At 43.9% G+C, this 23,355-nt stretch carries 24 protein-coding genes; 10 read left to right on the forward strand and 14 right to left on the reverse strand.

All coding sequences use genetic code 11. From position 1 onward, the window contains the following. Nucleotides 1-53: 53 nt before the first annotated feature. Both cmoB and cmoA read right to left on the reverse strand, forming a co-directional pair. Nucleotides 54-1,052 (reverse strand): tRNA 5-methoxyuridine(34)/uridine 5-oxyacetic acid(34) synthase CmoB, encoded by a 999-nt coding sequence (gene cmoB, locus RJ41_RS11480; protein WP_039220774.1) that lies wholly within the window; start codon nucleotides 1,050-1,052, stop codon nucleotides 54-56. A gap of 57 nt (nucleotides 1,053-1,109) precedes the next feature. Further along, nucleotides 1,110-1,841, reverse strand: coding sequence for a carboxy-S-adenosyl-L-methionine synthase CmoA (gene cmoA / locus RJ41_RS11485; protein ID WP_039220775.1), 732 nt, complete (start codon nucleotides 1,839-1,841; stop codon nucleotides 1,110-1,112). 172 nt (nucleotides 1,842-2,013) lie between these two features. Between cmoA and RJ41_RS11490 the strand changes: the two genes are divergently transcribed. Beyond that, nucleotides 2,014-2,649, forward strand: a complete 636-nt coding sequence (locus RJ41_RS11490; protein WP_039220777.1) for a response regulator transcription factor — start codon at nucleotides 2,014-2,016, stop codon at nucleotides 2,647-2,649. 195 nt (nucleotides 2,650-2,844) lie between these two features. Here RJ41_RS11490 and RJ41_RS19380 read toward each other — a convergent pair whose 3' ends face one another. From RJ41_RS19380 to purM, 5 genes are all read right to left on the reverse strand, one after another. Next, nucleotides 2,845-3,087 (reverse strand): hypothetical protein, encoded by a 243-nt coding sequence (locus RJ41_RS19380; protein WP_039220897.1) that lies wholly within the window; start codon nucleotides 3,085-3,087, stop codon nucleotides 2,845-2,847. Continuing rightward, nucleotides 3,071-5,533: an acyl-CoA dehydrogenase FadE gene (fadE, locus tag RJ41_RS11500; protein ID WP_039220778.1), complete on the reverse strand. Its 2,463-nt coding sequence runs from the start codon at nucleotides 5,531-5,533 to the stop codon at nucleotides 3,071-3,073. Before fadE ends, RJ41_RS19380 begins: the two co-directional genes overlap by 17 nt. Nucleotides 5,534-5,919: 386 nt before the next feature. Beyond that, nucleotides 5,920-6,681, reverse strand: coding sequence for a DUF3108 domain-containing protein (locus RJ41_RS11505; protein WP_231506486.1), 762 nt, complete (start codon nucleotides 6,679-6,681; stop codon nucleotides 5,920-5,922). Continuing rightward, complete coding sequence (gene purN / locus RJ41_RS11510) at nucleotides 6,641-7,291, reverse strand: phosphoribosylglycinamide formyltransferase (RefSeq protein WP_014979424.1); 651 nt, start codon at nucleotides 7,289-7,291, stop codon at nucleotides 6,641-6,643. The genes RJ41_RS11505 and purN overlap by 41 nt, the downstream gene beginning before the upstream one ends. Continuing rightward, nucleotides 7,288-8,328 (reverse strand): phosphoribosylformylglycinamidine cyclo-ligase, encoded by a 1,041-nt coding sequence (gene purM, locus RJ41_RS11515; RefSeq protein WP_039220781.1) that lies wholly within the window; start codon nucleotides 8,326-8,328, stop codon nucleotides 7,288-7,290. The genes purN and purM overlap by 4 nt, the downstream gene beginning before the upstream one ends. A gap of 304 nt (nucleotides 8,329-8,632) precedes the next feature. Between purM and RJ41_RS11520 the strand changes: the two genes are divergently transcribed. Together RJ41_RS11520 and hda are read left to right on the forward strand one after the other, a co-directional pair. Then, nucleotides 8,633-10,084, forward strand: a complete 1,452-nt coding sequence (locus tag RJ41_RS11520; RefSeq protein ID WP_039220783.1) for a DUF2066 domain-containing protein — start codon at nucleotides 8,633-8,635, stop codon at nucleotides 10,082-10,084. Between the two features lie 6 nt (nucleotides 10,085-10,090). Continuing rightward, nucleotides 10,091-10,828: a DnaA regulatory inactivator Hda gene (gene hda, locus RJ41_RS11525; RefSeq protein ID WP_039220786.1), complete on the forward strand. Its 738-nt coding sequence runs from the start codon at nucleotides 10,091-10,093 to the stop codon at nucleotides 10,826-10,828. Nucleotides 10,829-10,905: 77 nt separating this feature from the next. Here hda and RJ41_RS11530 read toward each other — a convergent pair whose 3' ends face one another. The 4 genes from RJ41_RS11530 to arsC form a co-directional block, all read right to left on the reverse strand. Then, nucleotides 10,906-12,873 carry a hypothetical protein gene (locus RJ41_RS11530; RefSeq protein WP_039220788.1) on the reverse strand — a complete coding sequence of 656 codons (1,968 nt, stop codon included), beginning with the start codon at nucleotides 12,871-12,873 and terminating at the stop codon, nucleotides 10,906-10,908. Between the two features lie 43 nt (nucleotides 12,874-12,916). Next, entirely contained in the window at nucleotides 12,917-13,339 is a 423-nt protein-coding gene (locus RJ41_RS11535) for a DUF2069 domain-containing protein (RefSeq protein WP_039220793.1), read from the reverse strand. A 77-nt stretch (nucleotides 13,340-13,416) separates the two neighbouring features. Then, nucleotides 13,417-14,007: an NAD(P)H:quinone oxidoreductase gene (wrbA, locus tag RJ41_RS11540; protein ID WP_039220796.1), complete on the reverse strand. Its 591-nt coding sequence runs from the start codon at nucleotides 14,005-14,007 to the stop codon at nucleotides 13,417-13,419. Further along, a complete protein-coding gene (gene arsC, locus RJ41_RS11545) occupies nucleotides 14,007-14,360 on the reverse strand; it encodes an arsenate reductase (glutaredoxin) (RefSeq protein ID WP_039220799.1) in 354 nt (117 codons plus the stop codon). Before arsC ends, wrbA begins: the two co-directional genes overlap by 1 nt. A 218-nt stretch (nucleotides 14,361-14,578) precedes the next feature. On the opposite strand from arsC, the gene RJ41_RS11550 reads away from it, so the two are divergent. Further along, nucleotides 14,579-15,091, forward strand: coding sequence for a TlpA family protein disulfide reductase (locus RJ41_RS11550; RefSeq protein WP_039220802.1), 513 nt, complete (start codon nucleotides 14,579-14,581; stop codon nucleotides 15,089-15,091). A gap of 17 nt (nucleotides 15,092-15,108) precedes the next feature. Here RJ41_RS11550 and bepA read toward each other — a convergent pair whose 3' ends face one another. After that, nucleotides 15,109-16,572 carry a beta-barrel assembly-enhancing protease gene (gene bepA / locus RJ41_RS11555; RefSeq protein WP_039220805.1) on the reverse strand — a complete coding sequence of 488 codons (1,464 nt, stop codon included), beginning with the start codon at nucleotides 16,570-16,572 and terminating at the stop codon, nucleotides 15,109-15,111. 346 nt (nucleotides 16,573-16,918) lie between these two features. Between bepA and RJ41_RS11560 the strand changes: the two genes are divergently transcribed. Then, entirely contained in the window at nucleotides 16,919-17,992 is a 1,074-nt protein-coding gene (locus RJ41_RS11560; protein WP_039220808.1) for an AI-2E family transporter, read from the forward strand. A 160-nt stretch (nucleotides 17,993-18,152) separates the two neighbouring features. Here the strand turns inward: RJ41_RS11560 and bcp are convergent, their stop codons facing one another. Both bcp and RJ41_RS11570 read right to left on the reverse strand, forming a co-directional pair. After that, on the reverse strand, nucleotides 18,153-18,617 hold the full coding sequence (gene bcp, locus RJ41_RS11565; RefSeq protein ID WP_014949662.1) for a thioredoxin-dependent thiol peroxidase: 465 nt from the start codon (nucleotides 18,615-18,617) through the stop codon (nucleotides 18,153-18,155). Further along, nucleotides 18,595-19,158, reverse strand: a complete 564-nt coding sequence (locus tag RJ41_RS11570) for a glycine cleavage system transcriptional repressor (protein ID WP_014949661.1) — start codon at nucleotides 19,156-19,158, stop codon at nucleotides 18,595-18,597. Before RJ41_RS11570 ends, bcp begins: the two co-directional genes overlap by 23 nt. Nucleotides 19,159-19,336: 178 nt before the next feature. On the opposite strand from RJ41_RS11570, the gene dapA reads away from it, so the two are divergent. The 5 genes from dapA to RJ41_RS18930 all read left to right on the forward strand — a co-directional run bounded on the left by dapA (nucleotide 19,337) and on the right by RJ41_RS18930 (nucleotide 23,354). Further along, nucleotides 19,337-20,221 carry a 4-hydroxy-tetrahydrodipicolinate synthase gene (gene dapA, locus RJ41_RS11575; RefSeq protein ID WP_014998514.1) on the forward strand — a complete coding sequence of 295 codons (885 nt, stop codon included), beginning with the start codon at nucleotides 19,337-19,339 and terminating at the stop codon, nucleotides 20,219-20,221. Nucleotides 20,222-20,233: 12 nt separating this feature from the next. Continuing rightward, nucleotides 20,234-21,337 (forward strand): outer membrane protein assembly factor BamC, encoded by a 1,104-nt coding sequence (bamC, locus tag RJ41_RS11580; protein WP_039220813.1) that lies wholly within the window; start codon nucleotides 20,234-20,236, stop codon nucleotides 21,335-21,337. A 12-nt stretch (nucleotides 21,338-21,349) separates the two neighbouring features. Continuing rightward, complete coding sequence (purC, locus tag RJ41_RS11585) at nucleotides 21,350-22,063, forward strand: phosphoribosylaminoimidazolesuccinocarboxamide synthase (protein WP_039220816.1); 714 nt, start codon at nucleotides 21,350-21,352, stop codon at nucleotides 22,061-22,063. 187 nt (nucleotides 22,064-22,250) lie between these two features. Next, the gene (locus tag RJ41_RS11590) at nucleotides 22,251-23,129 is read left to right on the forward strand and encodes a DMT family transporter (protein WP_039220819.1); all 879 of its coding nucleotides are present in this window, start codon (nucleotides 22,251-22,253) and stop codon (nucleotides 23,127-23,129) included. A gap of 51 nt (nucleotides 23,130-23,180) precedes the next feature. Further along, nucleotides 23,181-23,354: a GGDEF domain-containing protein gene (locus tag RJ41_RS18930; RefSeq protein WP_276203240.1), complete on the forward strand. Its 174-nt coding sequence runs from the start codon at nucleotides 23,181-23,183 to the stop codon at nucleotides 23,352-23,354. Nucleotide 23,355: the final 1 nt, after the last annotated feature.

Genomic DNA, 23,355 nt, shown 5'->3' on the forward strand with positions numbered 1-23,355 from the left:
ATTACGGTAACAACATTTGTGCCAATAGAGTACTATGGGCGTGGGTATACTACCTACTTCTTATTAGCGACAATTACGGCCCGTTGTGGTGCAGGGTAACCTTCGATGGTGCGAGTAATATCTTCCGGATCGAGAAAATCTTTCAAAGATTGGGTTTCCATCCAAGGCGTTGCGCGCTGCTCATCTAGGGTTGTGTGGTTGATATCTACAACGCGAATATTTTCAAAGCCTAAGCGGCCTAACCAAACAGAGAGGGCTGCAGTGCTCGGTAAGAACCACACATTTCGCATTTGTGCATAGCGTTCACCCGCCATCAACACTGTGTTTTCATCACCATCTACTACCAGTGTTTCAAGTATCAACTCGCCACCTTTTCTTAGCTGGTCTTTAAGTTGCTGCAGAAACGCCATTGGGTCTTTACGGTGGTAAAGTACACCCATAGAAAACACAGTGTCGAAAGCTTTCAGCGGCTGCATATCTTCAATGCCCATAGGCAGAAAATGTATGTTGTCGGCAACGGCATCAGTATTACTAATAAATTGTTTAATGGCGTGAAATTGAATTAGAAACAGTTGGGTAGGATCTATGCCAATTACCTTGCTGGCACCTTCGCCAAGCATTCGCCACATGTGATAACCACTACCACAGCCTACATCCAATACGTTTCGATCCTTAAGTGAGGCAATGTGGGGTGCCACGCGCTCCCATTTCCAATCTGAACGCCACTCAGTATCAATGTGAATGCCATATAGGTGAAACGGACCTTTTCGCCACGGCATAAATTGCTTTAACAGGCCCTCTATTTGCTTTTGAGTATATTCATCAACGTCATTTTCGGTGCCGACGGAAACGCTTGATGATAAATCAACAAAGCTTGGATATGTGGAGGGTAGTTTGTTAAGTAAGCGGCACCATTTATCAAATTCACCATGCTTGGCGTTTCGCTGCCAGTCATTCATTTGTGCTGGTAGCGTTTGCAGCCAATGTGATAGCGGGCTGTCAATTAACGATTTATAGCAATCGTTAAACCAAGTCTGTTCTAGTTTACTCATAATATTCTTTGTATATTTTAAAAGTCGAAATGGTGCGTATGGACAACGCGCTCGAGATTAACCCTTAATAGCGACCATAGATGTGAAGTTATAGCACTTGTACCACATTACAACATCGGCAAACCCCACCTTTTTTAAGCGGCTCTCATGCTCACTGAACGTGTCAGTTAGCATTACTTTCTCTAACGCAGCACGTTTTTGGCTGACCTCAAGTTCGCTGTAACCGTTGTCGCGCTTAAATTGATGATGTAAATCTATCAGTAATTCATTTCCATTAAGGGTAGGGTGACGAATTTTTTCAGACAACACCAACATGCCGCCAGGGTTCAACCCATCGTAGATACGTTTTAATAGCGCCTCACGGTCATCTGGAGGAATGAATTGTAAAGTAAAGTTCATTACAACCATTGAAGCGTTGTTTATTTCAACGTTTTGAGCATACCCGTACTCAATGGAGATTGGGTTTGGTAGCGAAAACGTTTGTACAACGCGTTTGCATCGTTCAACCATTGCTTCAGATGCGTCAATACCTACTATTTTGCATGTATTATTGGGCAACGATCTAGCTACAGATAAACTCGCGGCTCCAAGGCTACAGCCAAGATCATAAACAGTCGAGTTTTGAGATACTACTATTTTGGCAAGCTCACCTATCGTGTGGACAATGGTTTCGTATCCAGGCACCGAGCGCTGAATCATATCTGGAAACACATCAACTACAGACTCATCAAACTTAAAGTCATCTACTTTGTTGAGTGCCTTTGCGTATATATTGTCGTGTTTCTTCACTGCGAGCCTTTAATTTGCTAATTTGGGCGCAATTTTACCGTCTGACGCGTAAATGCCAATGGAAAACACTAAATTTGTTGAATTTCGTATTATTTTTGAGGATTAGGTCTTTTCGTTACTGGTCTAAAGTATTAATCTATACCCATATTATAATAAGGAAGCAGTAACGCTAATGACGAGAATTCTAGTAGCAGACGATCACCCATTGTTTCGCGAGGCTTTGAGCGGCGCGTTAGAACCTTACTTTGAAAATGCACAAATTATTCAAGCTGAAAGCTTGGATGATGCGTTGGCAAAGCTAAACGAATTTGACGGCGTCCAGCTAGTGCTTCTTGACCTTAACATGCCTGGTGGTGAGTATTTCAACGGTCTTATCACGCTACGCGAGCAATATCCAAATATTCCTGTTGGTGTGGTTTCGGGCAGCGATACTGTTGAGGTTGTCGCTCAAGTAATGAGCCTAGGTGCGCAGGGCTTTATCCCTAAAGTGTCGCAAACTCGAGAAATTGCTCAGGCTATTGTAGATATTATTGGTGGTAAGAAGTGGCTTCCTGATGGTATGGAAGAAGAACTAGAGAAAGTTGACGATGAGCTAAAAGTACTTCTTCAGCGTTTCCGTGAACTTACACCGAAACAAATCCAAGTGCTTTCTTATCTGAGAGCAGGCTTAATGAATAAGCAAATCGCTCACGAAATGAACGTAACGGAAGCAACAATAAAAGCACACATCAGCGCCATATTACGTAAGCTAGAGATTAATACACGTACACAGGCCGTGTTGCTGATGGATAAACTTCAGCTAAGTTAAGTCGTCTTGAAGGTATAAAAAGACCGGACTATTCGTCCGGTTTTTTATGTTTTTAAAATTATCACGCCGCTTTCGGTTACAATACCCAAGCCCTTATCTGGCATATGCTAAAACTCCTTTTTGCGTTTTAATAATAGCGTCGACGATGACATACCATCAGTCTACTGAACTTGGCTTGTCGGCCATATCCTTAGCTTATATTTCCGCTAGCTGTACGAGCGTCGGATTACAATGCAGTACCTTGCGTTTTTGCCCGTTATCGTTAGCAATTACTAAAGATAAAGCTTGTGCTTGCTCACTGGTGCCGCATGTAGCGGTATCGGCAATGATGTTGGCATGACGGACAAGTACCAACAGTGTGGAAATGACGCGCTTATGACAAAAAAGGCCGCTATCGCGGCCTTTCTTTCTAAATGGTGAGCTAAGCAGCTTTACCACCACGCTTCTTAGCAACGCTAGTAGAGTTTACTTTCGCTACTAATTCTTCGTGGTCGAAATCATCGACATTGATTGTACGAAGTCGTCCAGCTTCTGTCTTACGAAGAAGGTTTGCCTCTTCTTCGTTGATTACACCTTCGGCTAGTGCTTCGTCAGCTAACACGTCTAGACGTGTAAACGGAAGCTTAGCTTTCTTATGCTTACAAATGCGCTCAAAAATAGGCTCACTTGCCAGTACATCATCAAGCGTTTGCTCTAAATCACCAAATAGGCTGCCTTCTTCGCGGGTAAGGTACTGACCATACCCTAGACGGCTACGCGCAGTTGACGGCGTTTGAAGCATTTGCGCAATGGCGTGTTCTGTTTTATCAGAAGGCTTACCAACACGTCGGCCAAACGGAATCACCATAACGCGAAGTGCTGCAGCGATTGCGCGGTTAGGGAAGTTAGCCAAGAAGTCATCAATTGCCGTTTCGATATCGTGCAACGTAGTTTGCATTGCCCAATGCAGAAGCGGAAGATCTTCTTTTAAGCGGCCTTCTTCGTCGAAGCGTTTAAGGGTAGTACTTCCCATATAGAGGCCACTTAGGATGTCACCTAAACGCGCTGACAAACGCTCGCGACGCTTAAGATCACCACCAAGCACGCCCATAGACACATCGGTTAGTAGTGCTAAGTTTGCACTGTAGCCTTGAAGTAGTTTGTAGTAACGTGCCGTTTCGTCAGTGAACGGTGCGCTGCTGAATGCACCATTGGTTAACGAGAACCAGATACTGCGAACGGTATTAGCTACCGCAAAGCCAATATGACCGAATACCGCTTTATCAAACGCTTTCAAAGCTTCTTTCTTGTCTTCGATAGACGCAGCTTCTATTTCTTTAAGTACATAAGGGTGACAACGCATTGCACCTTGACCAAAGATCATCATGTTACGGGTTAGAATGTTTGCGCCTTCAACCGTAATTGACACTGGTACACCTTGATAGCCGCGACCAAGGTAATTGTTTGGCCCAAGCATAACGCCTTTACCGCCGTGAACATCCATCGAATCATTAATGATTTGACGCATCTTCTCGGTTAAGTGGTACTTACAGATAGCCGAGATAACAGAAGGTTTCTCACCAAGGTCTACACCCACCGTTGAGAAGCGTGTTACGCCATCCATCAAATATGCATTACCACCAATGCGTGCAAGCATTTCTTCAACACCTTCCATATGACCTACAGGCATACGGAACTGGCGACGAATACGTGCATATGCACCTGTTGCAAGAGATACTGATTTAGCACCACCAGCAGCAGATGAAGGAAGGGTAATACAGCGACCTACCGACAAACATTCAACCAGCATGCGCCAGCCGCGACCTGCCATTTTCGGACCACCAATGATGTAATCGATTGGAACGAAAATATCTTCACCCTTAATAGGGCCATTTTGGAATGGTGTGTTAAGAGGGAAGTGACGACGACCAATCTCTAAACCTTTAGTGTCGCGAGGAATAAGGGCACATGTTATGCCAGGCTCTTTATTGTCACCTAGAAGACCTTCTGGGTCTTGAAGTTTAAAAGCAAGACCAATAACCGTAGCAACAGGCGCAAGGGTGATGTAGCGTTTGTTAAACGTTAGGCGCATACCCAACACTTCTTCGCCATTCCACTCGCCTTTACATACAACGCCAACATCAGGGATCGCACCTGCATCAGAGCCAGCTTCTGGGCCTGTTAATGCAAAACAAGGGATTTCTTCACCGGCAGCAAGACGGGGAAGATAATGATCTTGTTGCTCTTTTGTACCATAGTGCTGAAGTAATTCGCCCGGGCCCAATGAGTTTGGTACACCGACTGTGCTTGATAGCACCGCGCTAACGCCTGCAAGTTTTTGAAGAACGCGAGACTGGGCATATGCCGAAAACTCTAGACCGCCATACTCTTTCTTGATGATCATCGCGAAGAATTTGTGTTCCTTAAGGAACTGCCAAATTTCAGGTGAAAGATCAGCATCTTTATGGTTTATTTGCCATTCATCGACCATTGAGCACACTTTGTCACAAGGACCGTCTAAGAATGCTTGCTCTTCAGCAGTGAGTCGACCTTTCGGAATGCGGTGTAATTTATCCCAGTCTGGCTTGCCGCTGAAAATATCACCGTCCCACCATACCGTACCTGCGTCGATAGCTTCTTGCTCAGTGCTCGACATTTCAGGCATAACTTTGCGGTAGAAGGCTAGCAGCTTCTTAGAGATGTGCTGCTGTCTGATATTTGCAAGCGTGAACGGCAGTGTTAAAGCAAGGAACACTACCCAACCAAGCAGGCCGATGTCACCGAAAAGGGTGCCTAAAATCATAACACCTGCGCCCATGGCAACCGCTGTTACCAAGCTGGTTCGCTGATAACTAGCTACCGCTAGTGTCAGAACGACCAGTAAAAACCATATAAAATCTGCCATACTTCACTCCTGAAAGGCGTTAAACGTTACGCTAGTCTTATCTGGAGCATAGTGAGTTGCTTTATGAAAAGCAGTCACAGATCGAGGTCAGACCAGCATGCTGTAAACCTATTATTTAATAGGGCAAAGATCAAGATTTTTACATGAATATTCTATTAACAACGACATAAATAATAGGGTAGTGCGTTATCCGCTCTATAAGTATAGTCGTTGCTTATAAATACTGATTTAGAATGTGAATTGTGTTGCGAAACGAGAAGAGGTTACGTGAGGATAAGACAGCAACAGTGTAAATAAAAAAGCACGTCTGAATGCTAGTTCATAACGTGCTTTATTCAACAATTGTGAAAAAGTTGTTGAGACAAAAAACGGTTTATCTTTACGCTTTACTGCGTCTCAAACGATTTCAGTTTGATATCGCCCTGTTCATCGCCTTCTTTGAACTGTTGCAGACGAACTAACGTGTAGTTAAGTGATGGCGCAAACCAAGCAAACGTCTCACGCTTATTTGAGTCGCGAATAAGCTTAACTTTTACAGTTTCAATTTTACCGAAAGGTAAAGATAATACCTCTTCATCCACCACTTGAACGCCGTAGTGACGAAGTTCGCCACGATAATTCACGAAGTGGTATTCTAGCGATGTCTTACCTTCCGCTAACTGCTTTGCAAGGTCAATACGATAAATTTGGTTATCAAATTCACCGTTCCAATCAAATGTTTCGCCATTCTCGACTGCAATTTTGCCTTGTCCCTGATGACTAAACGTTACCTTAAGCTCTTTATCAGGCCCTGTGCCAGAACGATTATAGTAGTACTCAGAGGGTACGACGGTATTATCATTAACAGTAAAAATAGAATGTTCACTGCGTTTGTCAGACAAGAAAAACTTAGACACTTTTGACGTGTAAATTAGAGAATACTGTTGGTCACCTAATTTCGAGAGCTCAATATTCGCTTCGCCTACGTCGTCACCCCATTTGTATGCGGTATAGGTTGCCTTGTAGGGCTGAAGCGGTAGCTCTGCACTATCAGTATTTTCTGTACTAGGGTTTGCTTGCGCGGCCACTGAAAGCGATGCTGCTAACAGTGCGCCTAAAGCAAAAGGCTTAGTCGCTTGCATAACCAGATTCTGGTAATTCTTGCTCATCTAAAACTGCCTTATTGTTTCGCATCGATAATCGGCCTGCACTAAACCAAGATAGTACAAGCGGATAGATACGACGTTCTTGTTCTTGAACACGCTCGGCCAGGTCGCTTGCTGTGTCGTCTTCAAACACAGGTACGCGGCTTTGAATGATAACAGGGCCGCCGTCGAGCTCCGGTGTAACAAAGTGCACGCTAACGCCGTGCTCCTTGTCTCCATTGTCGATAGCTCGCTGATGCGTATTCAAACCTTTGTACTTCGGCAACAAAGATGGATGAATGTTCACTAATTTTCCAGCAAAGCTGTCGACGAACTCCGGTGTTAAGATACGCATAAAGCCCGCAAGAACAACACAGTCTGCGCCAAAAGCCTCAATTTGTGCTTTGAGCGCCCCGTCATAAGACTCTCGTGAATCGAAGCCTGTATGATCTAAGCAAACCGCATTGATCCCGGCTTCTTTAGCACGTTCCAGACCATAAGCAGTAGGGCGATTACTGATCACGCCGCTGATTTCCGCATTCAGACGGCCTGCTTTTATTTCATCGATAATGGCTTGTAAATTGCTGCCATTACCTGAAATAAGTACGCATAGTTTGGTTACACTGTTACTCACGCGTTGATCTCTACTTGCTCTTCGCCATCTTTTGCTGCGATATCACCAATAACCCAAGCATTTTCACCGTGTTGTTTAAGAATATTCAGTGCAGCATCGGTATCGCTTTCGTCAACAACGATTACAAGGCCAACACCACAGTTAAACGTGCGGTACATTTCGTGGCGAGTCACGTTACCGTTTTCTTGTAACCAAGAGAAGATTGCAGGCCATTCCCAGGTGCTTTCATCAATAACCACTTTCGCATCTTCAGGTAGCACGCGAGGGATGTTCTCCCAAAAACCACCGCCCGTGATGTGAGAAATAGCGCTCACTTGTACTTCTTCAAGCAATGCCAATACCGATTTTACATAGATTCGAGTAGGCTCAAGAAGTTGGTCGATGATAGGCTTGCCGTTTAGGTCGGCGTTTACATCTGCACCACTAACTTCAATGATCTTCCTAACTAATGAGTAACCGTTTGAGTGAGGGCCCGATGAACCAAGTGCAATTAGTTTTTGACCTGGTTTAACGTTAGTGCCGTCAATAACCTTATCAGCTTCAACCACGCCTACGCAGAAGCCTGCAATATCGTAGTCGCCATCGTGATACATTCCAGGCATTTCGGCTGTTTCACCACCAATTAAAGCACAACCTGCTTGCTCACAGCCGGCGCCGATGCCGGTAACAACCGACGTGGCTACATCAACGTCAAGCTTGCCAGTTGCGTAGTAATCTAGAAAGAACAGGGGCTCAGCACCTTGAACAATAAGGTCGTTTACGCACATTGCTACTAAGTCGATACCAACACCGTCATGACGGTTAGCATCCATAGCAACTCTTAGTTTTGTACCCACGCCGTCAGTACCTGAAACAAGTAGCGGCTTTTTATATTTAGTAGGCAGTTCACAAAGTGCACCAAAACCACCCAGATTACCTTTTACTTCTGGTCTATGGGTTTTCTTGGTAACAGATTTAATGCGTTCAACAAGTTGATTACCTGCATCGATATCTACGCCTGCATCTTTGTAACTTAAAGAGGTTTTATTTTCGCTCACGGTTGGGCCCTGAAACTAAGAGGTAGAAAACCGCGGATTCTACCAGCAAGTCGTCACAAGTCCAATTTGTGAAGGCTATTTTATGCGCTTTTTGATCTTTTTTATTTTAGGGGTGAAATTAAACCCAATATAAAAGACAATAGAAGGCTATCTTTTGGTGAACATCTTGCTTGATAAAATGTCTCGCTCTAAAAAGTAGAGTGAATTGCGCGCGGGTTAGTCCAAGTTTACCGTATATAGGTAAACGAGATTAACTGACGATTCGATAGGTAAGGAATTGATTTTAAGAGAGTATGGAGTGTCAATGTTAACGGCAGTAAAGCGTAACACCAATGGAACTAATTTAACGAGAGTTAGCTTGAAAGGCATTCTGGGCATTTCATTTCTTGCTGCGCTGACTTACGCCCCCTTTATAAATGCGGCTCAACGCGTTGTGGTCAACGAAGCGCAGATTCAAGTTGAAGATCAAACTCAGCGTACCCAACAAAACGCGCTTAAAAAAGCATTAAGGCAGGTTTTTGTGAAGATGTCGGGCAGCACAATCGTGCTCGATAATGCCGGTGTTAGAGCAGCGTTATCGTCGCCTCAATCGCTGCTTCGTTCCTATCGATTTGCTTTTGACAAAGGTAGAACGTATTACGTTGCGGAGTTCGATCAAGCAAAACTCAATGAACTTCTTCAGCGTGAAATGCTACCGCTCTGGGGTGATAGACGCCCTGAAACGATAGTGTGGCTTGCGCAGGAAGACGAAAACGAAACTCGCGTCATCTTAGATGAATCTCTCAATACAGAATTACAACATACGCTCAAACAAACAGCGAAAGAACGAGGCGTACCATTAAGCTTGCCTTTAATGGACCTTACCGACAATGTAAATATTTCTACCTATGATGTGTGGGGACGATTTGTTGAGCCTTTGCGCAAAGCATCTACACGCTATAGCGTCGACAACATTATTGGTGCCAGAGTTTATCGTAACGACGCGAGTGCAATTCCTGATTTGCCGGAAAACGTTGTGCCTTCTGGCACAGTAGAGTCTCTTGATAGCGTGCTAGATGAAGAAGCACAGTTTAGAGCACAAACTGATGAACAAAGTTTCGATGAGCGAAATCCGCGTGTAGATAATACGGACGCACAGCGCACTTTTTCAGATAACGTTGAGTCCGGTGCGATGAATAACGGTGTTGATGCTCAGTTAAACGACGGTTATGACGAAACAAACCAAAACTTAAATAATGCTGACGGAACCTCGGCGAAGGAGCTGGCGCAGGAAGAGAGCACAACGATGCCGTTCACCATGAACGAGTTTGCCAACTATGCGAAGCGTGCCGATGAAGGTGACTATGCACTAGACTGGGTGTTCGTTGGTGGCGGTAAGGTTAGCTATGGCAGCATATACGGTGATTCGCCCGAAGTTCTTGGCAATCAGTTAATCGATGCCTACTCAAATTATTTATCGTCGCTTTATGCCATCGTAGGAATCGAAGCGTCTGAGCGAGAAGTTATCAAGGTATCGATTGCCAATATTGGCTCGGTAAAAAGTTACGCCAGCGCTACTGACTATTTAAATAGTTTAAGTGTGATTGAAAACGCTACACTAGTAGAGCAATCTGGTTCTGTTGCCACGTACTCACTTACATTAATTGGAACGGTGGACGATTTACTTAACAGTATTAAACTAGAAAGCAAATTACGTCCCGTAACCGATTCGTACGGACAATCCGTGAAAGGACACAGTTTCTATTGGAGCAATTAATTTAGCATGCAGCTGCCTTTGCCTGTCACGCTACCTGTTGACGAAAACTTCGATAGTTTTGTCAATAAGGGTAACGAAGAAGTAGTTTCAGTCCTTGAGCAGATTGCAGATGCGCCGCCACACTGGCGCGAGGCTCCTGAATTGGGGCCTTTAGCATCGCTTCAGCTGCCTTTGCTTACTTTACTAGGCAGTACCGCTATCGGTAAAAGTCACTTATTGTTTGCCACTTGTCATCAACTAGCCGAAAAATCGGTTAGTCACCTTTATTTAAATCTTAATAATTACGAAGCGTGGTCGCTCGATATTTTTGAAGGCCTAGAGAATCTTTCGTTAATCGCATTAGACAACATTCACGCGATAGCGGGCGATTTACGTTGGGAAGAAGCGTTGTTCGATTTGTTAAACCGAGTGATTGAGACTAAACAAACCATGGTACTTTGTTCTAGTCACCTAGGCCCATCTAACCCGGCTTTTGTTTTACCTGACTTGCGTTCTCGCTTGGCGTGGGGGGTTATTTATCACGTAAACCAACTGGATGACAATGGTCGTGAAGAAGCCGTGCGCTTACGTGCAGCGGAACGTGGATTAAAGCTATCAAACCAAGCACTACAGTTTCTTTTGCACCATAGTGAACGAGACCTAAAAAGCCTCATGTCACTATTAGCCCGTTTAGACACACGCTCACTCCAAGAACAAAAACGCTTATCGGTGGGCATGGTTAAGCGCGAGCTTAACCTAAGATAGTCTAAGCGCGAGCTTAACTTAAGTTAGCCAAAGCGCGAGCTTAACCTAAATTAGTCAAAGCGCTGCTGTGTTGCCGTTTATTGTTCTTTTCTTAAACTATGAGCGCTTGATGTGGTGCTAAATTCTTCTGCTACCGTCATTAGAGTTCCATCGGAAGTAACCGAATTGTTTCCGCCTTTCTGTAGCATTAACTTATCGCTCGCAGACTGTACGTTTGGATTTGTACTAGACGCAGAGTCCCGCCAAGTAATATCGTTCGGAAGCAGATAAGAGCTTGGAAGTGACGCTTGAATAGCAGGTACATCGAGTTCGGGTAAAATTCTACTTAATACGTAATCTACGCGCATAGTAACGTTATCATCATTAACACGGTTTCTCTGAGCCCAAGTGGGAATGAAACTGCCGTCTTCCAGTGTCTCTCTTGTAAATACGCCTACATCCGCTTCTGCCTCAAGCCGGTAAAGCATCATGAAGCGCTCGAATAACATGGCGAGATCTTCTCGTTCCGTAAAGTAAGAATAGAAAGCAACCGCACCATCATCCTCAAACCAATTTGCCACTTGTAGCGCGGTATAATTTCGCTGCGCGCTTGAAGCGGTTGCACCGCCGTATCGAACTTCGGCCAAAGCATGGAGTTGTGACGACGTAAGAGGCAATGAAGTTGTTAGCCCCGTAGAAATGGGAGAGCTGTCATCATAAGACGACAGTGGGCTCGCGCTATTGCTGAGTTGTTGCCATTCGGTGTAGTCGAAAAAGTCATTGGCGTGAGCTAGCTCGTGGTATAGCAAATAGCTTAATGCTGCTTCTACGTCGCTCACGTCACGTGGAAGTCTATCTGCTACGTTCGCTGTGCTGATATTAGGGAAATAATAGACCCCGTTTTTCACGTAGCGCCATGACGTCGTAAAATCGAGCTCACTACCAAAACCACTTCTATAATCTGGGCGAGTATTTAGCGTGTCTCGCTCTTGAGGTGTGCGCCAAAAGTTGTTGGCATCTAAGTAAATGGCACCAGTGGCTACCCAATAAAATGACGGGCGGATATCGTAAGAAATCACAATCGCGTTAGTTGCGCGTAGTAACTTAAGTATGTCATCACGGGTTGCTGAAGTTTCTAAATACGTTCTAAATGCATCGCCCATCCACGGATGCGAGACGTATGTTCTATCTAAAATATCATCGATAGTGGGGCTTTCGGTGACTTGGCCAATCAGTGGTAGCTGAGAGAACGTACAGCTGTTTGAAACCTGATTGTTATAAACACAATCAACAAGTGCCGACGCGTAAGGGCTGTCGGCTCTATAGGGCTGCATATGCGCGCTTACCGTTTCGGGAATACTTGTCTCGTCATCTACAAAAAAGCCGCTATTGTTAATGTCGATGTTTTTCACTAGAACTTGCGCGCTATCGGTTAACACCTCGCCATTTGAGAGTGTAACGGTACTTTCTATTTCAATGATTGTGTCGTTGCTGACTCGAGGCGCTTGAAAATATATCGAATGAGAATAATCGCCATCATCAAAGTTGAAGTCATTGACGATTGGTCCAGACGTTTGTTGCCACGTGATATTTGAGATTGTTAACCCTTGCGAGTTAACGGTGTCAACGCGAAGAGAAACTCTGCCGCCTTCGGATGCCTCATGACCCAATCGTAATGCGGCAATCGGCGCGCTACTTTCGTTCGTTTGTAACGTTATGGTGTCTGTAAGCGTTGTGCCATTTTCTAAGCTAACGTTTACGGCGATATCAAAGCTACCTGAAGAGGTAACATCAAAGCCGATAGCCTGCGTGTGAGCACTGAGAGGCTGCTGTGATACGCCTGAGACTTGCCAATTGATGTCTACAATAGCGTGGCCAGTAGGCGAGGCGACAGCAAAGTCGACCGCATCGCCTACAACGGCGTTTGTAGGGCCTGAAATGCTAATGGTTGGAGGAATGGAAGGAGTGCTTGGGGCTGAACTATCGCCTGAACCAGAACCTCCACATGCTGCAAGTAACGATAATGATGCGATTACTAATGTAAATTCAGGCAAATGGCGTGTCATATTAACCCCTTGGCAGCATGTGTTTTCGCTGTGTATTACATGATCATTGTTGACCTTGCTCAAAGCGTGCTTTTTCTTCTTGCATCTCTTCTTTAAGCTTTTTAAGGCCCAAACCCAATTCACGACCACGTTTTCTAGCAAACGCACTACAGCCGACAAACATACCCGTGCATAGAATAATCTCTACCACAGCATACCAACGTTCATCAGGTACAGCGTATGCCACAGTGCATCCGTGAATGAGGTAAAACAAAACGACAAAATTGGCCCATGCGTGAGTATATGGCTTGCCTTTTAATATACCCCAGTAAGGTAACAATAAAGGTAAAATATAAAACAAGGCAATAAACAAAGGAGAGTAAGTATGCTCTTTAGTAAATGTAAATTGCCACAGTGTTATCCATACGATTAACCCGGTGTGGCTTATAAGTGCGAGATAGCGATAAAAACGCGTATCTGGTGCCATGGTAATGTCTCCGAAACAATTTGTTTTTTTAATGTTCTTTATAAGGTCTACGTTTTATGCGCCAAATAACGTAACTGTTAGGCGTTGTCTGCTAGTTTTTTAGCGAACATTGCAAGTCGCTTACCCTGAGCAATGCATAGCGCTTTTTCATCTTCACTCAATTGCTCTGGTGCACTTAAACTGTGATGAGCGACGTGTGTTACACCGTAAGGGCTGCCACCCATTGTGGTGTTGTGTAGAGCAGGCTCACTGTAAGGTAGCCCGCAAATCACCATGCCGTGATGGATAAGGGGAACCATCATGGAAAGTAATGTGGATTCCTGGCCGCCGTGCATGGAAGAAGAAGATGTAAATACGCACGCAGGCTTATCAATCAACGCGCCTTTTAACCATTGACTGCTTGTAGAATCCAAAAAGTGCTTTACTGGCGCTGCCATATTGCCGAAACGTGTAGGGCTACCTAGTGCCAAGGCACTGCACTGTTCAAGCTCCTGAAGAGAAACCTCGGGTACAGCACTAGATGCCGCGTCATTAGCTGCATCGCTGATACTCTTGACTGTACGTACTATCACAGGAACATCTAATGACGATACACCTTGAGCGATGGCATCAGCTAATCGCTTTGTGCTGCCGTTGCGGCTGTAATAAAGCACGAGAACAGGTTGCACTATACAATTTCCAAAACAGATTCGGGCGGACGACCAATTCTGGCTTTCTCGCCATTAATAACAATGGGACGCTCTATCAACTTGGGCGTGTGAGCCATAGCTTCAAAAAGCGCATTGTCAGACAGTGCGCTGTCACCTAAGTTAGCATCTTTATATTCTGCTTCTTTAGTACGCATCATATCTCTAACCGATCCAAGGTTAAGTTTTTTAAATATCTCTTTCAGTTCTTTTGCGTCAAGAGGGTGCTTTAGGTATTCAACAATAACAGGCGCTATACCTTGCTCTTCAAGTAGTGCTAGGGTTTGTCTGCTCTTTGAGCATCGAGGATTGTGAATAATAGTAATGTCTGTCATAAATACTCTTGTTCATGATTATATGAATTGGCGCGAACTATTGCGTTTTTGCCATAGAATATCAAGCAGTTTACCGATAACGGGTAATAAATTCGTACTATTCTTTGTTTACAGCATCGTTTCTGGAAAACGGTATTTAAGAAGCGTGGTTGAATTTATGTTAGTGCGCGAAGTAAGAATCTGGCACTATGAAAAAATAATCAAAATTAGAAGGTTATATGTTGTTGTCACAGCCAAAAAGCAATGCAGGAAAAATAAAGCCTATACTCTTCCTAGTGCTGTTAGCGCTTGTTGCGTTTGCCGGTGCATATACGTATCAGCGTCTTCAACATGACTTTGAAACATTAGATGGAACTGCTTACCTTTGGCAAGATCTTGAGGGGAAGTGGGTTGTGGTAAATTACTTTGCGCCGTGGTGTGCACCATGTCTACGAGAAATGCCTGAGCTCGTTACATTTAATCATTCGCTACCTGATGATACCCGTCTTTTTGCTATTAATTACGATCTTAAAACGAAGCCTGAACTCAAAGCCATGGCTGAGAAGTTTGATATTGATTTGCCTGTTATTATAAGTTCGCCAGAAACTAAACTGCCCATGCAAAAACCCCCTTATTTACCAGCAACGTTTATTCTTGGACCTGATGGGAAAATAAAGGATACGATAATGGGAGAAATTACGGCAACGCATCTGCGTCAGCGCCTAGCTGAATTGAAGGGCGCTGACGAATAGCAGGGACGTGCGATGGTCTAGAGTCGTTGTAAACGCTCTTCTTGGTCGCGAAATTGTTTTATTCTCGCTCTAATTCTTTGTTTTTCAAGATGATCATCGCCTGCGAAATTATACGCATATTGAAGTTCGTCAACCGCGCGGTTATAAGCACCATAAAGTGCATATACTTCCGCTTTGCTCTGATGCATTTGCGAGAAACGTTTCGACTTTTGATACGCCTCACTCATTAACTGATGTGCCAGTTGATAATCTTTTTTAACCAGCAGGAAATCCTTAAGTAGAGACACCGCTTCTTCATATTTGTTTGCGCTTATGTAAGCATTGGCCTGGTTTAATGCCAATACTTGATTTCTAGGGTTATGCGTAACGTGAGGTCTTAGCATTTCAACGGCTTTTAAAGGCTCACCTAGCGAAATATAGATATCTGTCATAGCGTCGAGATAAAAGAGGTTTCCTCTATCTTTTGCTATTAACTCATCCATAATGTCTTTGGCTTTTTCGATTTTTTCGGCGCGCATATAAGCAAGCGCTAAACCATATAATGACGCTTCTTTACTGCGCTGTACGTCTTGAGCCACTGCCGCTTCGAAATATTCTACAGCGTAATCAGCTTTAAACGAGTAGCGTGCCTTTATACGTGCTTTAGCCAACTCGAATTGCTTGTTAATGGGTAAGTAGCGTCTAGGATAGTCACCAGCGCGATTTCTCGCATCAGCAATACGGGTTTCGGTTAAAGGGTGAGTGAGCAGCCTTGCGGGTGGACGAGAAACCATACGGTATTCTTCTGCCATTGTTGAGAAAAACGATGCTGCAGCATTGGGATCAAAACCGGCTCTCGCCAGCATAGCAATGCCTATTCTGTCTGCTTCTTGTTCGTTGGAGCGGGTGTAGTCGATTTGCATCTGTGCTGAGGCTGCTGAACCTGCCTGCATGGCGGCAATGCCCGCTTCTGGGTTAGCCATTGCAATGAGTACACCGCCGATAAGTGACGCCAAGGCTAGGGGAGATGAGCGCTGCTGCGCCTGCATACGTCGCGCTATGTGGCGTTGAGTTACGTGAGAAATTTCGTGCGCTAGCACCGAAGCCAGTTCACTTTCATTTTCAGCACGACGCATTAAACCTGTGTGAACACCAATGTGACCGCCAAAAAACGCAAATGCGTTAATGGCATCATTATTGACCCAGAAAAATTCAAAAGGAAACTTGGCGTTGTCAGCATGGACAACCAATCGGTTGCCAACATCCTGTAGATATTCATCCAGAACCGGATCTGAGATTACTGGACTTTGACCGCGCATTTGCCGCATTACGGCATCGCCTACGATCATCTCCTTATCAAGCGATATGGCGTCTGACGCAACAACACCTATTTCAGGTAACGCATTTTTATTACTGTAATTGGCATCTTGTGCAACAGCCGTGAGGCTCGATGTGAGCACGAAGGAAAGGGCAACCAAAGATGCTGAAAACTTTTTTCTCATGAACCTACAATCATTGTATATGGTTAATACTGCTTAATCCTTAGAGCGCTAAGTTGCTAAACAGTTTCAATTTTTATTTATTTCTTATATGCGTTATTTTCGAATAAACGAGACAATATCGCCTACGCTATTTCGTTTATGACACGACGTTTGTACCAATGCGACACACAAACGCATCCAGTTTATTCTTTTACTGTTGTAACAACCACTCTACACATTAATGCTTATACTGTAAAAACATCATACCAGTTTGATTTTGAAAGATTCTTAACTACTACTTATTGCTAATTGCCTGCGCTATCAACTATGATGCGTGTCCTATTCTTGGTTATTTCTAGGCGTTCCTATGATTAGCGTTTTTGGTCGATGGTACCGACGCAAATTTTCCGATCCAGATGCAGCGATGCTGCTGATTTTGATTCTTCTAACTACAACAGTATTGCTGTTGTGGGGCGAACTAATTATGCCTGTGCTGGTTGCAGCGGTTATAGCTTATTTGCTTGACTGGCCGGTAAGTCGCTTAGTGAATGTTGGTGTTAGTCGCACCTTGGCATGTGGCGTTGTATTGCTCGGGTTTATCACCATCACTATTTTAACCTTGATTGGTCTGGTTCCCATTATTTCCAAGCAGAGTGTAAACCTTATTCAGGAAACGCCGTTAATTTGGCAAAAAGCTCAAGAGTGGATATTGACGTTGCCAGATAAGTATCCAGATTACGTGCAGGTGTATCAAATCCATCAAATGATGGAAGGGCTAAATGACAAGTTAGTAGAAGTGGGGGAAACCCTAATTTCTGCTTCGTTCAGCAATATTGCCAATTTAGCCGCACTGCTAGTTTATATGGTGCTGGTGCCCTTGATGGTATTTTTCATGCTGAAAGATAAGCTTTTCTTTCTAGACAGCATTTCTCGTTTGTTGCCAAAAGAGCGCCGCTTAATCACCCAAGTGGGCCACGAGATGAATTCTCAAATCGCTAATTATATTCGCGGCAAGGTGATTGAGATTATTATAGTTGGCGTAGTGAGTTGTGTAACCTTCGTGCTTATGGATTTACGTTACGCCATCTTACTTGGGGTTTTAGTCGGGTTTTCTGTACTTATTCCATATATCGGTGCTGCAGTGGTAACCATACCCGTCGCAATTGTTGCAATGTTTCAGTGGGGTATATCGCCAGAGTTTTGGTATCTAATGATAGCTTACGGCATTATCCAGGCGTTAGATGGTAATTTACTGGTTCCGTTATTGTTCTCTGAGGCGGTAAGTCTTCACCCGCTTTATATCATTGTTGCTGTTCTGGTGTTTGGCGGTCTTTGGGGCTTTTGGGGCGTCTTTTTCGCTATTCCTCTCGCTACCCTCGTGAAGGCGGTAATTACAGCGTGGTCTAGTAACCCCGTTATTGTACCCGAAGAGGCAAAGTAGTTATTCCCATTTGGCGAACCAGTCAGCGCCATCCAGTACGAGATTCAAAACGAGTACTGATTCAAATAGGCGTTATAGGTAAACACTGATACGAATTGAGTAAGTATAAAAAAGCCCCGAAAACATAATGTTATCGGGGCTTTTTAAATTCTATACCGGTTTAGCTGTTTAGATAATCAAGTACTACGGTGTGGTGTTCTTTTGTTTTGAACTTGTTGAAAACGTGCTCAATAACACCGTTTTCATCCACGAGGAATGTTTGACGATGAATGCCATCATACTCTTTACCCATAAACTTTTTAGGTCCCCACACACCAAAAGCGTCGGCAACGGCGTGGTCTTCATCAGAAAGCAACGTAAAGTTTAGGTTTTCTTTTTCGATGAATTTAGGCAGGCGTTTAACTGCATCAGGGCTAATTCCTAGCACAACCACATTTTTCGCCGTTAGTTCTTCGTTTACATCGCGTAAGCCCTGGGCTTGTACTGTGCAACCTGGCGTCATCGCTTTAGGGTAAAAATAAACCAGTACTTTTTTACCTGCGAAATCAGCTAAAGATACGGTTTCATCATTTTGGTTCTGCAATGAGAATTGTGGGGCTTTATCACCAGCTTGTAACGTTTTCATTGGGATCCTTTTTTTGTTTGTCTACAACTTTGCCTGTCACATTTAACGAAGTGAACAGGGACATTAGATCAGATTCTAGTGCGTCTACATTTTCATTAGAGGGAAGAGAAACAACAAATTTGCAACGCATGTTGTCTTTACCCGATGTCTTGTCTTTAAATGTGCGTTGTCTAAATGCGCTTATCATTGCATGACGCTCGGCAAAAAAGCCGGTTACCGCTTTAATCAAGCCAGCTGCGTCTTCTCCGCTAAACTCGACATTAAAAAGATGGGCGAGGTTTTGCTTTTCGTGATGGCTAGTGCGCTTCATCATAGAAAGCAGGTCAAGGCGCTGAAATAGCGCAGGTAAAATACATTCAGCTTTTGTGATAGCGCTTTGCGTTCCTTCTATGATCATGGTCAGCGAGAACTCTTTGCCGTAAATGGCTTGCCTGCTATCTAGAATATTGCACTGAGCTTCTGATACCGTCGTTGCAATTTCGCTTAAAATGCCACTTTTGTCTGTCCCTAGAATGGTGACGATAAGTTGGTGTTTCGACATCTACTTCACTTCAATGTTAATAATGTCGGGATGTTAGCACAGAGTTTTTTTATAAGTCAGCGCCTTTTTCTGGCCTTTGAATAAGATATTGTCAAATTCTTGTCATTTTACTTGCGCTATTACTTGTGTTTAAGCACCGACATATTTACCATGTGCGCTCACATTTTTCGGAGAGATTATGTTTACTGGTAGTTACGTTGCACTCGTCACGCCGATGTTCGAAAACGGCGATATTGATTACAAGTCTTTAGAGAAACTTGTGAAGTTTCATGTAGAGCAGGGCACCCACGGAATAGTGTCGGTCGGGACTACTGGTGAGTCAGCAACGCTACCTTTCGATGAGCACATTGATGTGGTTAAAGAAACCGTTGCAATGGCATCGGGAGCAATTCCGGTAATTGCGGGTAGTGGCGCAAACTCTACGGCAGAGGCTATTTTTCTTACGGAGCAGTTAGGCTCTACAGGTATTGACGGTTTCTTAAGTGTTGTACCTTATTACAACAAGCCTCAACAAGCTGGCATGGTCGCACACTTCAATGCAATTGCAGACGCCAGCGACTTACCGGTTATTCTTTACAATGTACCTGGCCGTACTGTTGCCGACATGCTTCCTGAGACGGTAGCAAAACTAGCAACCCACAAAAATATCGTTGGTCTTAAAGACGCAACCGGTAATATCGCACGCCTTAAGGCTACTCAGCCATTGGTTCCAGATGACTTTGTACTACTAAGTGGCGACGACGGCTCAAGCTGCGAGTTTATGTGTGAAGGCGGCCACGGCGTTATCTCTGTTACCGCCAACATAGTGCCAAAAGCGATCGCGCAGATGTGTGAAGCTGCACTAGATAAGAATTTTGATAAATGTCGCGAGATTGATGAAACCATCAAGTTGCTTCATAGCGAGCTATTTATTGAGCCAAATCCAGTAATGCCCAAGTGGGCATTGTACAAAATGGGCATGATGGAAAGCGCAGTGATGCGATTACCTATGGTTTTACCGGAACTATCAAGCCAAAAACGTATCGAAGAACTACTAAAAAAATACGCATTGATTTCTGGTTAATAAGGAACACAGATGAAAAGAACGCTGGCTATAGCAAGTTCAGTAGCGATGGTTGCACTTGCAGGTTGTTCAAGCCAAATAGATAGAAAAACCGCGTCTGGCAGCTACGAATACTTAAAAACTAAAGAACAAGAAACGCTTAAAGTACCCTCTGACTTAGATGCACCTGCTTTTTCTCGTGATTTTACATTACCTGAGCTAGGCCAAGAGGCCGACCCGAAGCTAGTGGGCAAATCTTTGATGATTCGTTCGCCTGCGCTTGTTTTACCATTAGTAACTGGCTCTCACATTGAAGAGGGAAAAAGCTCAGCAACCATTTGGTTTGACCAAGTTGATGACAGCCAGCCATTAAGTCGAGCAATTTGGAATTCGCTTTTGAGCTTCCTTGATGAGCAAGGGATTGGTGTTGATAGCTTTAGTCCGGAAGAAAAAGTGCTGGTCACTGACTGGATGGTTATGACTAAAGAAATCGAAGGTCCTTGGTATAGCTTTATAGATGAAGAAAGCGAAATCGGTCGACGTTTTGAATTCAGCTTAGACGTTAAGCCTCATGGCCGAAGCGCTGCGTTGACCGTGGAACTTAAAGACTACATGCAAACCTTGGGCAATGATGTGATTGCAGAGGTATCTTCGATGGAAGAACGCCGTGAAGAGGTAGAAGTCTTAAACCAGGTTATTGGTCATTATGAATATCAGATTCAACTAGCAGAAACGCGAAGAATTGCTCGTATCCGTCAGGGTATCAATACCGAGATGGGCTTTAATGCCGATGGTGATGCGGCGTATATCGTAGAAGCTAAGTATGATGTAGCGTGGCCAAGAATGCTGTTAGTACTGCGTAAGCTTGGTTTTGACGTTAAAGATTTAGATAAATCAAACGGCCTATTATTTGTCACTTACAATGGTGATCAAGGTAGTTGGTGGGATGGTTTATTCTCAAGCGATAAAGAGTTACTAAAGAAAGGTGACTATCGTTTGAAAGTTGCAAGAGCGGGTGCAGATCGCACGTCAGTTACCTTCATGAATAATGAAAGTGTACCGTTTGAAGCAAATCAGGTTTCCGACCTTTACAGTGCATTTGCTGAGGTCATGTCAGAAGATAACCTTGATATATAACTGAGACTGAGAATGGAAAAACGCGACGAGCTTTACCGCGGTAAAGCAAAAACTGTTTATTACACTGATGATAGCGATAAACTTATTCTTCACTTTAGAAACGACACTTCGGCGTTTGATGGTGAGAAGATTGAACAGCTAGAACGCAAAGGTGAAGTAAACAACAAGTTTAATCACTTTATTATGACAAAGCTTGAAGAAGCAGGCATTGCAACGCAAGTTGAGGAGCTGGTTTCTGACACTGAGTCTTTGGTTAAGAAGCTCGACATGATCCCTGTTGAGTGTGTGGTGAGAAACTTGTCTGCTGGCTCTTTAGTTCGCAGACTAGGTGTGGAAGAGGGCAAAGAGCTTAACCCACCTATTTTCGAGTTTTTCTTAAAGAATGATGCACTTCACGACCCAATGGTAAATGACTACCATATTTTATCATTTGGTTGGGCAACCGAAGCGCAAATTGCTGAAATGAAAGCATTGACCTTCAAGGTTAACAGTGTTTTGAAAGCACTTTTTGATGACGCGGGTATGTTGCTTGTAGACTATAAACTAGAGTTTGGTGTCGACAAAGATGGCAATATCGTACTAGGTGATGAGTTTACACCAGATGGCTGTCGTTTGTGGGATAAAGAAACCCGTAAAAAGATGGACAAAGACCGCTTTAGACAAGGTTTGGGCTCTGTTGTCGAGACATATATTGAAGTGGCTGAGCGCTTAGGCTTATCGCTTTAATAATCTCATCTCTTAGATACTTGTTAAAAGAGGACCATGATGGTCCTCTTTTTTGTTTATACATTCTTTCTTCACTTTTCACCTGTTAAATCATTACATTATCCGTATGTTAGTTTTCCTTACGGACTAAAACAGGATAAGTTAGTGCTGTTGCTGGATATTTCATAATTAAATAGGGAGTTTCAGGTTGTTGAAAACGTTTCTTTTGGTCGCTGTAGCGATGGGCGCTTTCGCTGCAAATTCTCTACTTTGTCGAATGGCACTTGCCAATACCGACATAGATCCAGCTAGTTTCACACTTTTACGCTTAACCAGCGGGGCGTTAGCGCTATTACTGTTATCTTCTTACTCTCTGCGTCGTGGCGTGAAAAGCGCGTCTTCTCAAAGCGTGTTTAAAGGGCTCAAAGCCAACGCAAGTGTGCTTGGTGGAATCACTTTGTTTGTTTACGCTATCTGCTTCTCATTTGCCTATATTTCTATGTCGACAGGGACTGGAGCGTTATTACTATTTGGTGCAGTCCAACTTACCATGATTACGGTAGGCTTAATAAACGGGGAACGATTTAACAGTCGACAGTGGCTGGGTTTTGTTCTGGCGTTTATAGGTCTGGTAATTTTATTATTGCCCAGTGCATCAGCGCCTTCGTTACTTGCCGGTTCACTCATGGTTTTAGCTGGTATGGCATGGGGAGTCTATTCGCTGTTAGGTAAAAAAAGTAGCTCAGCCCTTATGTCTACCACTGGAAATTTCATTTACGCGTCTTTTTTGTGTGTTCCCCTAATAGGTGTTGTTTTGTCAGTGGGAGCAGACCAATTTGTATTAGATAAAGTAGGAATGTATTACGCGCTTGCATCAGGAATATTTGCTTCGGGCTGTGGATACGCAATTTGGTATCGTGCGCTTCCTCTTATCAAGTCGACCACCGGCGCAACTGTGCAACTAAGCGTTCCTGTACTCGCTTCATTGATGGGATGGTTGGCGCTAGGCGAACAGTTTACAGCGCAAATAATGCTTGCTTCGGTAATGACGTTAGGGGGAATTTACTTAGTGATAAAGAAGGCATAGCATGGTTGTCATTGCTTATTGACCAGATGTCGAGTGTAAGCCAGCCTCCAAATTAAGAGCACGAAACCATTAGATGTTAATGGAAAGTTTATTGATATCACCGTCAGTGCAGGTGTATCTTATGTAAAAGAGCATCACGACACTGTTGAGTCAGCACTATCGGAAGCCGATGACGCATTATATAAAGCCAAAGGGAGCTGCAGAAATAATGTCCAACTGGCCTGAT

Source organism: Alteromonas marina (assembly GCF_000808575.1).
In the GTDB taxonomy this organism is placed as follows: domain Bacteria; phylum Pseudomonadota; class Gammaproteobacteria; order Enterobacterales; family Alteromonadaceae; genus Alteromonas; species Alteromonas marina_A.

Coding starts and splice junctions, on each gene's coding strand:
- RJ41_RS11520 (WP_039220783.1), top strand. CDS start 8,633: ATGTTAACGGCAGTAAAGCGTAACACCAATGGAACTAATTTAACGAGA.
- bepA (WP_039220805.1), bottom strand. CDS start 16,572: ATGAGAAAAAAGTTTTCAGCATCTTTGGTTGCCCTTTCCTTCGTGCTC.
- RJ41_RS11550 (WP_039220802.1), top strand. CDS start 14,579: ATGTTGTTGTCACAGCCAAAAAGCAATGCAGGAAAAATAAAGCCTATA.
- arsC (WP_039220799.1), bottom strand. CDS start 14,360: ATGACAGACATTACTATTATTCACAATCCTCGATGCTCAAAGAGCAGA.
- RJ41_RS11505 (WP_231506486.1), bottom strand. CDS start 6,681: ATGAGCAAGAATTACCAGAATCTGGTTATGCAAGCGACTAAGCCTTTT.
- RJ41_RS11570 (WP_014949661.1), bottom strand. CDS start 19,158: ATGTCGAAACACCAACTTATCGTCACCATTCTAGGGACAGACAAAAGT.
- hda (WP_039220786.1), top strand. CDS start 10,091: ATGCAGCTGCCTTTGCCTGTCACGCTACCTGTTGACGAAAACTTCGAT.
- cmoB (WP_039220774.1), bottom strand. CDS start 1,052: ATGAGTAAACTAGAACAGACTTGGTTTAACGATTGCTATAAATCGTTA.
- purC (WP_039220816.1), top strand. CDS start 21,350: ATGGAAAAACGCGACGAGCTTTACCGCGGTAAAGCAAAAACTGTTTAT.
- RJ41_RS11490 (WP_039220777.1), top strand. CDS start 2,014: ATGACGAGAATTCTAGTAGCAGACGATCACCCATTGTTTCGCGAGGCT.
- RJ41_RS11530 (WP_039220788.1), bottom strand. CDS start 12,873: ATGACACGCCATTTGCCTGAATTTACATTAGTAATCGCATCATTATCG.
- RJ41_RS11535 (WP_039220793.1), bottom strand. CDS start 13,339: ATGGCACCAGATACGCGTTTTTATCGCTATCTCGCACTTATAAGCCAC.
- bcp (WP_014949662.1), bottom strand. CDS start 18,617: ATGAAAACGTTACAAGCTGGTGATAAAGCCCCACAATTCTCATTGCAG.
- dapA (WP_014998514.1), top strand. CDS start 19,337: ATGTTTACTGGTAGTTACGTTGCACTCGTCACGCCGATGTTCGAAAAC.
- RJ41_RS11560 (WP_039220808.1), top strand. CDS start 16,919: ATGATTAGCGTTTTTGGTCGATGGTACCGACGCAAATTTTCCGATCCA.
- bamC (WP_039220813.1), top strand. CDS start 20,234: ATGAAAAGAACGCTGGCTATAGCAAGTTCAGTAGCGATGGTTGCACTT.
- fadE (WP_039220778.1), bottom strand. CDS start 5,533: ATGGCAGATTTTATATGGTTTTTACTGGTCGTTCTGACACTAGCGGTA.